Origin of the sequence: Synechococcus sp. 60AY4M2 (assembly GCF_002760375.1) — a bacterium.
GTDB lineage: Bacteria > Cyanobacteriota > Cyanobacteriia > Thermostichales > Thermostichaceae > Thermostichus.
On sequence record NZ_AUMZ01000001.1, the window covers coordinates 1,293,504 to 1,302,810 of the forward strand.

Annotated in this window: 7 protein-coding genes; 5 read left to right on the forward strand and 2 right to left on the reverse strand. The window is 60.5% G+C overall.

The features are described 5' to 3' along the window. Positions 1–20: 20 nt before the first annotated feature. On the forward strand, positions 21–1,316 hold the full coding sequence (locus SYN60AY4M2_RS05680; protein WP_099812478.1) for a class I SAM-dependent methyltransferase: 1,296 nt from the start codon (positions 21–23) through the stop codon (positions 1,314–1,316). 48 nt (positions 1,317–1,364) lie between these two features. Here SYN60AY4M2_RS05680 and SYN60AY4M2_RS05685 read toward each other — a convergent pair whose 3' ends face one another. Together SYN60AY4M2_RS05685 and tnpA are read right to left on the reverse strand one after the other, a co-directional pair. Next, on the reverse strand, positions 1,365–2,144 hold the full coding sequence (locus SYN60AY4M2_RS05685) for a hypothetical protein (protein WP_099812479.1): 780 nt from the start codon (positions 2,142–2,144) through the stop codon (positions 1,365–1,367). Positions 2,145–2,366: 222 nt separating this feature from the next. Next, positions 2,367–2,771 (reverse strand): IS200/IS605-like element ISSoc6 family transposase, encoded by a 405-nt coding sequence (gene tnpA, locus SYN60AY4M2_RS05690; protein WP_011429345.1) that lies wholly within the window; start codon positions 2,769–2,771, stop codon positions 2,367–2,369. A 50-nt stretch (positions 2,772–2,821) separates the two neighbouring features. Between tnpA and SYN60AY4M2_RS05695 the strand changes: the two genes are divergently transcribed. The 4 genes from SYN60AY4M2_RS05695 to SYN60AY4M2_RS05710 form a co-directional block, all read left to right on the forward strand. After that, complete coding sequence (locus SYN60AY4M2_RS05695; RefSeq protein ID WP_099812480.1) at positions 2,822–4,072, forward strand: RNA-guided endonuclease TnpB family protein; 1,251 nt, start codon at positions 2,822–2,824, stop codon at positions 4,070–4,072. Between the two features lie 170 nt (positions 4,073–4,242). Further along, positions 4,243–5,550: an efflux RND transporter periplasmic adaptor subunit gene (locus tag SYN60AY4M2_RS05700; protein ID WP_099812481.1), complete on the forward strand. Its 1,308-nt coding sequence runs from the start codon at positions 4,243–4,245 to the stop codon at positions 5,548–5,550. A 67-nt stretch (positions 5,551–5,617) separates the two neighbouring features. Continuing rightward, positions 5,618–8,818: a multidrug efflux RND transporter permease subunit gene (locus tag SYN60AY4M2_RS05705; protein ID WP_099812482.1), complete on the forward strand. Its 3,201-nt coding sequence runs from the start codon at positions 5,618–5,620 to the stop codon at positions 8,816–8,818. Positions 8,819–9,117: 299 nt separating this feature from the next. Beyond that, positions 9,118–9,307, forward strand: a 190-nt coding sequence (locus SYN60AY4M2_RS05710) for a helix-turn-helix domain-containing protein (RefSeq protein WP_143597031.1), incomplete at its 3' end; no start/stop codon positions are given.

Consider the following 9,307-nt stretch of genomic DNA (forward strand, 5'->3'; position numbering starts at 1 on the left):
AGCTTCTTGGAGCGGATCCCATGGCCGGCAGCACGACCGAGTCTTTGCGGCAAGTCTACGAGGAACTGCCCTATCCCAACGTGCCCGTTGAGGCCTCAGGGCGCAACGCCATCGGCAGCCTATACCGCTCAAGCTGGACGACGGCCCAATACGCCCGCACCCGCGCCATCCTGCCCAGCGAGGGGATCGCCATCCTCAATGTCGGCTGTGGCTCCGGCTGGGAGACCTTGATCTTGGCGGAGGCCAACCCGGGGGCACGGCTGGTGGCCTGCGACCTCTCGCCGGAGTCGGTGCGGGGGACGGAGCGACGCCTGCGCTACCACGGCTTCGGAGAGGTGGAGCTGTACGCCCTCGACCTGCTGGAAATTGAACAACTGGGGCAGCAGTTTGACTTCATCAGCCTCAACGACGTGCTCTATTTGCTCGAGGATCCGGTGGCGGGCTTGAAGGCGCTCAAGCGGGTGCTCAACCCGGACGGCATCCTGCGGGCCAACCTGCACCACGCCTACCAGCGGCAGGTGATCTTGCGCATGCAGGAGGCGTTCCGGCTGCTGGGGTTGTTTGATCTGCCCACGCCCGAAGCCTGCCAGCGGGTGCGGGAGTTCATGGCCAGCCTGGCCTCTGACGAGCTGCGGGTCTCCCTGCACTGGGATCCCCAGATCTACAGCGACGACACCAACATCCGCGCCAACTACCTCTTGCCCGGCGACAAGGGGTTTTTAATCCCAGACTTGATGCGCATGCTCCAAGAGGCAGAGCTGGGCTTGGTTTGCCTGGTGGACTACGCCGACTGGGATCCGGCGCTGCTGTTTAAAGACAGAGCCATGCCGGCTTGGCTAGAGGCGGAGCTGGACAAGCTCTCTCCCGCCGAGCAAAACCACTTCTACGAGCTGATCTACCCCGACCACCGCCTGATCGACTTTTGGGCCGAGCACCCCGGCTCTTCCCTGGTCTTGCCCTGGAGCGACGCCGACTGGCTGGAGGGCAGGGTGCAGCTCAACCCCATCCTGATGGACAATGCCGAATTTCGCCGCAACTTCGCCCAGGCCTACGAAAAGAAGCTGGAGTTTACTATGAACTGGCCGGGGGCCAGCCGCGGCCGCCTCGCCATTCCGGCTCCCCAGATGGCCTGGCTGGGATCCCTCTTGCAGGGGCCAGTGGCGGTGGCCAGCTTGATCGAGCAGGCGGCCCAAGCCCATCAGATAGAACCGGAAGCGGCCCAGGAGCAGGTGCTCACCTACCTGGCGGGGCTGGAGTCGTTTCTGTTTGTGATGTTGGATCCCAGCCCAGCTTCTCTTGGCGCAGAAGGGGCTTGAAATGGCGGCAATCTGGGCCCCGCCTTGGGCGCGCAGGGGAGCGGATCCCTAGCGATCCACCAGGCGCAGCTCAAAGGTGAGGATGTTGGCGGCCAAAATTTCCAAGGCTCCCCCCTCGATGAGCTCGCGGCTGAGGGCAGCCCCGGAGCCACTTTGTTGGATCAATTCTCGGCTGCGGCGCATCGTCTCCTGGCGCTGGGGATCGTCCACGACCACCTGCCGCTGGTTGGAGAGGCTGAGGCGGTAGTAGTGGGGCAGCTCGCCGCGGGTGGCGTCAATGGCCAAGTTGGTTTCCTCGGGGGCGACGCGGAAGGGGGCGCGGGCGGTGAGGAGAGCCACCTGGATATCCTGATCCCGCCCGTCGAGGCCCTCTAGCTCGGAGATGTCGATCTGCAAGCGGAGGGTGTCGCGGTCGCGGCTGAGGCGCTCCACCCGCACCTGGTTGAAGCCGACGGCAAGCTCCCGCTCCGGCTCGCCAAACCGCTGGATGGTGGACTGCAAGACCGACTCTTCGTTGAGGGGGGTAACCCGGATCAGGTAGTCCCAGTTCTGGACAAAAGCATACTCATTGGGCCCGACGCGGACATTGGGATCCACCAGATTGGCGGTGGGGCCGGGGCTGCCGGCCCGGCTGAGGGCCACCAGGTACCAGTAGTTGGGGCTGATGGGCAAGCCCATGGTCATGCGCACTTCCAACACCGGCCGCGCCCAAGCGGCAGCCGCCGTGAGGGCTGTGATGGCTGCTGCCCCGAGGCAGCTCCACAGCCAGTGCTGAGGACGAAGCTGAAGCTGCGGTGGGCGAAACCAGGTTACGGCCACAGTTCTCATGTCAGCTTTTTTAACCCCGGCAACTCGCCTTCGCGCCAGGCAACAAAAGACCCGCTGCTTGCGCGACAACTTTGGAACAGTCTAGCCGAAGATGGCCGTTGTCCGGCCAGTTGGGGCTCTGGATCCCGAAGCTGGGCTTTTGGCTAAGCCTACACAGAGGGATAGCTTGGTAGCCTCGCACTTTAGCGCGGGGCGGAAAAGCCCGAGAGCGACTTTAGTCGCTTACCAATGATGTGGGTCATTGATATAGTTTTGAATTACCTCAGCGCTAGCATTCCCCGCAGTACAGAAAAAATAACTTCTGCTCCAAAGGCTAGGTAGTTTTCGCAGGTTAGGAAACTTCTGCCTTAAATATTTGGAAGCTCTACCTTTGAATGCTTTTACCACAAGATGAATTGGGTCGGTAGGCTTAATCTCAAGAAACAGGTGGACATGGTCTGGAGCTATTTCAATCGCTCTCACATGCCAACCCTTCTCGCTAGACAGCTCCTGCCATAGCTCAAACAACCTGTTCCTGACTTCTCCTACCAAGACCTTTTTCCTTCTCTTTGGGCAAAAAACGAGGCGAACAACCGCTAGCCCCACAGCATGGTTGTAGTGATTGTACCGTTGGCTTCCCTCTCGCATTGTTGCTTACTTATGTTAGACTGCAGTTATCATGCCACTTACCAACAAGTATGGGGTACGGCTGTCAGCAGGTTCTCGTCAGGGACAGGGAGCTACTCCCCGTATTAGAGTACTTGTGTCAACAGTCTAATAAGGTGTACAACTGCGCTTTGTACTATGCGCGACAAGTCTATTTCAAAACAAAGCGATGGGCAAGCTATGGTGAGCTTTGCGCTGAAATGGTGAGAACCAAAAACAAGCACTTTATCGCAATGTATGTTTCCGCCGCACAACAGACGTGTAAGTCTGTAGCTGAGGCACTAAGTAGTTTTAAGACAAAGCTGAAACTTTTCTTGCAAGAAGAGATTAGCTTAAGACCAAACCTACCGCGCTACCGTAAGAAGGGAATGTTCACGGTAGCATACCCGAGGAAGTGGCTTAAGTTCCAAGAAGGAAGAGTCAGAGTGCCGCTCGGCAACCAGGTCAAAGCTTGGTTTGGGATAGACGCTTTCTGGATACGATTTCCTACCAACTTAGATTGGAAAAATATTAAGGAGCTAAGAATTCTGCCCAGGCATGGGGTGTTCTACTTGGAGTGGATCTATGCTAAGCCCGCTCAACCGCAATCGCTGGATCCAAAAAAGGTACTAGCAATTGACCACGGAGTAAACAACTGGCTTACGTGCGTTAGCAACTTAGGGCATAGCTTCATCATTGACGGACGCAAAGTCAAATCCTTTAACCAGTGGTACAACAAGGAGGTGGCTAGGCTTAAGACTGACAAGCCGCAGGGGTTTTGGTCGCAGAAACTTGAGCGAATTACGGAAAAAAGAAGCCGGAGGATGCGAGATGCAATTCACAAAGCTGCGCGCAAGGTCATTGACTTCTGTTTGCACCACTCGATTGGGAGAATCATCTTTGGTTGGAACAAAGAACAAAAGCAAGAATGCGGTTTAGGGAAGGTCAATAACCAAAACTTTGTTTTAATTCCAACAGGTTGGTTAAAGGAGCGTATTGCGGAATTATGTCAGCACTATGGCATTGAGTTTATCGAGGCGGAGGAGGCGTACAGTTCGCAGGCGAGCTTCCTAGATGGAGATGAGCTACCTAATTATGGTGAAAAACCCGACGGGTGGAGACCCTCTGGGAAGCGTGTCAAGCGGGGCCTGTACCAAACGGCAAAGGGGTGGTTGGTCAACGCTGAGGCAAATGCTGCCGCCAACCTGCTTAAGAAAGTAAGCAGAACCTTGGGGCTTTGCCTTAAGGAACTGTCTAGAGGCGCTTTGACAACGCCGTTACGGGTCCTTCTGTGGACTGCGTAAGAATCCCCCGCCTTCAGGCGGCGGGAGTGTCAACTTAGTTCTGGATTGGGAAGGATGGCCAGCGCTTTTGCACAGGCACAGGAAGGCACAGGCTCATTACCTTGGTTGGTTGAGCCAATGCAGATGGGGGATCCCTCTGTTTGGGTGCTCGTTGGGGGAGCAGGTTGAGGATGCGATTGCGAACAGTTCTGCCGCTGTTGGGTTTTTCTTTGCTCCTGGCTGCCTGTCGGCCCGGCGGGCCCCCTCGCGGCATGGAGAGTGGAGAAGGCCAGCCGACACCGGTGGCCATCGGCGCCGTGGAAGAACGGCTCATTCAGGAGACGTCGGAGTTCATCGCCAGCCTCGGATCCCAGCAGGTGGCCAGTATTCGGCCCCAGGTGAGCGGCCAGGTGACCCAGGTGTTCGTGCGGCTGGGATCCCAGGTTTCTGCCGGGGCGCCTCTGTTTGCCATCGACAGCCGGCAACAACAGGCGGCGGTGGCCGGCCAAGCGGCCGGGATCGCGGCGGCTCAGGCCAACCTGGAGAGCAGCCGAGCCGTGCTCAGCCAATTGCGGGCGGATCGCCTGCGGCTGGAGGCAGCGGCGGAGTTCGCCCGGGATCAACACCAGCGCAACCTGCGCCTCTTGGCCGAGGGGGCCATCAGCCAGGCGCAAGTGGATCAGTCCAGCCGCGATCTGCGCCAGGCGGAGGCGGCCTTGGCGGCGCAACAGGAGCAGATCCGGGCCCAAGAGGCGGCCATTGTGCGGGCAGAGCGGGAGGTGGAGCGGGCCCGGGCCGAGGCGGAGCGGCAGCAGGTGCAATTGCAGTTTTTCCAGGTCACGGCTCCCTTTGCCGGTATTGTCGGGGAAGTGTTGGTGCGGCAGGGGGACTATGTGACGCCCCAGACGGTTTTGACCACCCTGACCCAAACCCAGGCGCTGGAGCTGAACCTGAATATCCCGCTGCAGCAGGCCCCCCGCCTGCGCATCGGCACACCGGTGCAGATCTTGGACAGCCGCGGCGAGGTGATCGGCACCAGCCAAATCTCTTTCATCGCGCCTGAAGCCGATGCCAGCACGCAATCGGTGCTGGCCAAGGCCCTGCTGGAGAACCCCGCCGGCCAGTTGCGCAAGGCCTACGGCCCGCTGGTGCGACCAGCCCAGTTTGTGCGAACCCGCATCCTCTGGGAGGAGCGGCCAGCTTTGCTGGTGCCGGCAACGGCGGTAGCCCGTCTGGGCGCCCAAACCTTTGTCTACACGGTGCAGACGACAGAGCCACCTGAGGAGGGCAAGCCCCCCGGGGCGGTGGCGGTGCAAAGGCCGGTGCGGCTGGGATCCCTCTACGGCAACAGCTACGAGGTGCTGGAGGGGCTGAAGGCCAACGAGCCGATTGTGCTGAGCGGCCTGCAAAAAATCCGCGATGGCGCCCCGATTGTCGATGAGGTGCTTTTGCAGCAGAGGATGCAAGGGGAGGGGAGACCGCCTGGATCCCCGCCCTAGATTTCTCCTCTTGAGCGGTTTCCCAACTTGGTCATCCCCTTCTACTCCTTACGCGGATCCCTGGCCTATGTTTGTCGACTTTTTCATTCGCCGTCCTGTTTTTGCCAGCGTCTGCTCCATCATCATTGTGCTGGTGGGAGCGGTGAGCATTCCCCTATTGCCGGTGGACTACTACCCGCAGGTGGCGCCGCCGGCGGTGAGGGTGACCGCCGTTTACCCTGGAGCCGATGCCGAGACGGTGGAGACGGCGGTAACCAATGTGCTGGAGCAGGAGATCAACGGCGTCGAGGGCATCCGCTACATCTCTTCGGTGAGCAGCAGCAACGGCACCAGCCAGATCACCGTCACTTTCAGCCCGGATCGGGATCTGGACACGGCGGCTGTGGATGTGCAAAACCGGGTGGCACGGGTGCAGGCGCGGCTGCCGGCAGAGGTGATCCAAAACGGCCTTAGTGTAGAAAAGGCCGGCGATAGCGCTTTTGTGCAGGTGGTGGCGCTGCGCTCAGAGGCAGGGGAATACGACGAGCTGTTTGTGAGCAACTACGCCGAGCTGTTCGTGCGCGATGCCCTGCGGCGCATTCGCGGCGTCAGCGATGTCATCGTCTTCGGGGAGCGCACCTATGCCATGCGCATCTGGCTGGATCCGACGCGGCTGGCCGGCTATGGGCTGACGGCGCTGGATGTGGTGAACGCCGTGCGCCAGCAAAACATCCAGGTGCCTGCCGGACAGATCGGCAGCCAGCCCAGCCCCCCGGATCAGGAGGTTCAGATCAGCGTCCAGGCCACGGGGCGGCTGTCGCAGCCGGAGGAGTTTGCCCAAATTGTGCTCAAAGCCAGCCCCGACGGCAGCTTGGTGCGCATTGCCGACGTGGGTCGGGTGGAGCTGGGGGCCCAAAGTTACGATACGTTCTTCCGCATCGGCGGCCAGGAGGCGGTGGGGATCGCCATCACCAAGCAGCCGGATGCCAACGCCTTGGAGGTGTCGCGGCAGGTGCGGCAGACGTTGGCGGAGCTCTCCCGTAGCTTCCCGCCCGGCTTGATCTACGAGATCGCCTTCGACGCCACGCTGTTTATTACGGAGTCGGTGCAGGAGGTGATCTTCACCCTGCTGCAGGCTATTGTCCTGGTGGTGCTGGTGCTGTTTATCTTTTTGCAGGATTGGCGCATCACTTTCATCCCCACTGTCACGATCCCGGTGGCGCTGCTGGGGACGTTTGCGTTTGTGCGCCTGTTCGGCTTTTCCATCAACACCCTGACCATGTTCGGCCTCACCTTGGCCACCGGCCTGGTGGTGGACGACACCATCGTGGTGGTGGAGAACATCTCCCGCTACATCCGCGACCGCGGCATGCGGCCTCTGCAGGGGGCCTCGGCGGGGATGAACGAGGTCCTGGGGGCGGTGATCGCCACGACGCTGGTGCTGTTGGGCCTGTTTGTGCCAATCGCGTTCTTTCCCGGCACCAGTGGCCGCATCTACCGGCAGTTTGCCGTCACCATTGCCGTATCGGTTTCGCTGTCTACCTTCAATGCCATTACCCTGGCTCCGGCGTTGTCGGCGCTGCTGATCCGCCCCCGTTCGGAGCAGATGTTTTGGCTGTTGCGCTGGTTTGACCGGGCCGTGGAAGGGATCCGCGCCGCCTATCGTCGGTTCCTGGAGCTGGTGGTGAAGCTGCGGCTGCTGGTGGTGGCGGGGTTTGTCGCCTGTCTGGGCCTCACCTACTGGCTGTTCCAGGTCGTGCCGACCGGGTTTGTGCCGGATGAGGATCAGGGCTTTTTCATCACCATCATCCAGGGGCCGCCGGGGGTTTCTCTCAATTACACCGACCGGGTCATCCGGCAGGCCAGCGCCATTTTGGACGGGATCCCGGAAATCGAAAACCAGGTGATCGTGGGGGGGTTCAGCTTTACCGGGCCCTCGCCGGGGAACGGGTTAATCTTCGCCACCCTCAAGCCCTGGGACGAGCGGCGGCGACCGGAACAATCGGCGCAGGCGATTGTCAACCGGCTGTTCGGGCCCTTTTTGGGCGGGATCAGCCGCTCGTTGGTGATCCCGATTTTGCCGCCAGCCATTCCCGATTTGGGGGTTACGGGCGGGTTCACCTTCCAGCTCCAGGATCGGGGGGTGAACGATTTCAACCTGCTGCAGCAGACGGCCAACACGCTTTTCTTCGTGGGCAACGCGCCGCCCCCGCCGGGCCAACCCCCCCTGGGCGTGCGGATTAACCCGCCCACCTTCAACGCCAACTCCCCCCGGTTGCAGGTCAAGGTGGATCGGGACATGGCCCAGGTGCTGGGGATCCCGCTGGCCGAGGTCTTCGGCACGCTGCAGACCCTGTTGGGGGGCACCTATGTCAACGATTTCGACCTGTTCAACCGCAACTACCGGGTCTATGTGCAGGCGGATCAGGCTTTCCGGGGCAGCCCCGAACGTATCGGCCAGTTCTACGTGCGCAGTGGGCAGGGGCAGCTTTTGCCCTTGAGCACCCTGGTTCAGGTGGAGGAGACCACCGGCCCTGCAATCATCAACCACTTCAACCTCTTCCGCTCGGCGGAGATCCAGGGCAGCCCGCTGCCGGGCTTCAGCTCAGGGCAAGCCATTCGGGCTATGGAAAGTCTGGCTGCCCGCTTGCTGCCGCAGGGGTTTGGCTTCGAGTGGTCGGGCCTGTCCTTGGAAGAGATCGAGTCGGGGGGACAGGCGCCGCTGATCTTCGCTTTGGGGTCGGTGTTCGTCTTCCTGGTGCTGGCGGCCCAATTTGAGAGCTATGTGGATCCCTTGATCATTCTGCTGGCGGTGCCGCTGGCGGTTCTGGGGGCGCTCTCGGCCCAACTGCTGCGGGGCCTGGCCAACGACATCTTTTGCCAGGTGGGGCTGGTGATGTTGATCGGTCTGGCCAGCAAGAACTCGATCTTGATCGTGGAGTTTGCCAACCAACTGGTTGCCCAGGGGATCCCGCTGGTCAAGGCCGCGATCCAGGCGGCGGAGACCCGTTTCCGCGCCATCCTCATGACGGCCCTGAGCACGATCCTGGGGATTTTCCCGCTGGCCGTGGCCAGTGGCGCCGGGGCTGCCAGCCGCCAGTCTCTGGGCACGGCTGTTATCGGCGGTATGTTCGTCTCGACCCTGCTCAGCCTGCTGGTGGTGCCGGTGCTCTATGTCGTGATCAAGAGAATCCAGGCGCGAGTTTTGGGGAGCGAATCCCGTGGGGATCTGGCCCATCTGCCGCCGCCGGAGGATCCCAAGGGTCTGTTGCCGGAAGAATCGACTTGATTGCAGGGCAAAACCTATGGCTGTGGATTCCAGCTTTTTCCAGCGACAGGGTTGGTAGGCCAACCACGCTGAAAGAGCGCCCAGCCACCCTCTTGCAGGAGCGGTGCAGAGTGCTGTCTTTCCCTCTTCTGCTTACGCAAGCGGCAGTCGGCCAAGTACAACAGGTCAGCTAACCAGAAGATTCACCCGATGGTGGCTGGGGGGCGGGCGGCGCTGCAGGAAGGGAGCATGACTCTAGTCAATGATATGCTGGACTATACTGAAAATAATGCCCAGTATGTTCAGTATGGCTGCTTGGTATGGCTAGGTATGTAAAACCGAGAGAAGCGGCGGATTATTTTGGGGTGTGTCTCCACACCTTGAGGCGATGGGAACAGAAGGGCTGGATCCATGCAGTACGTACACCATCCGGTAGGGCGAGAAGGTATGACCTCGACAGCTACATCAGAGCACCCAAGAAGGACAAACGAGTCGTTTTGTACGCCCGAG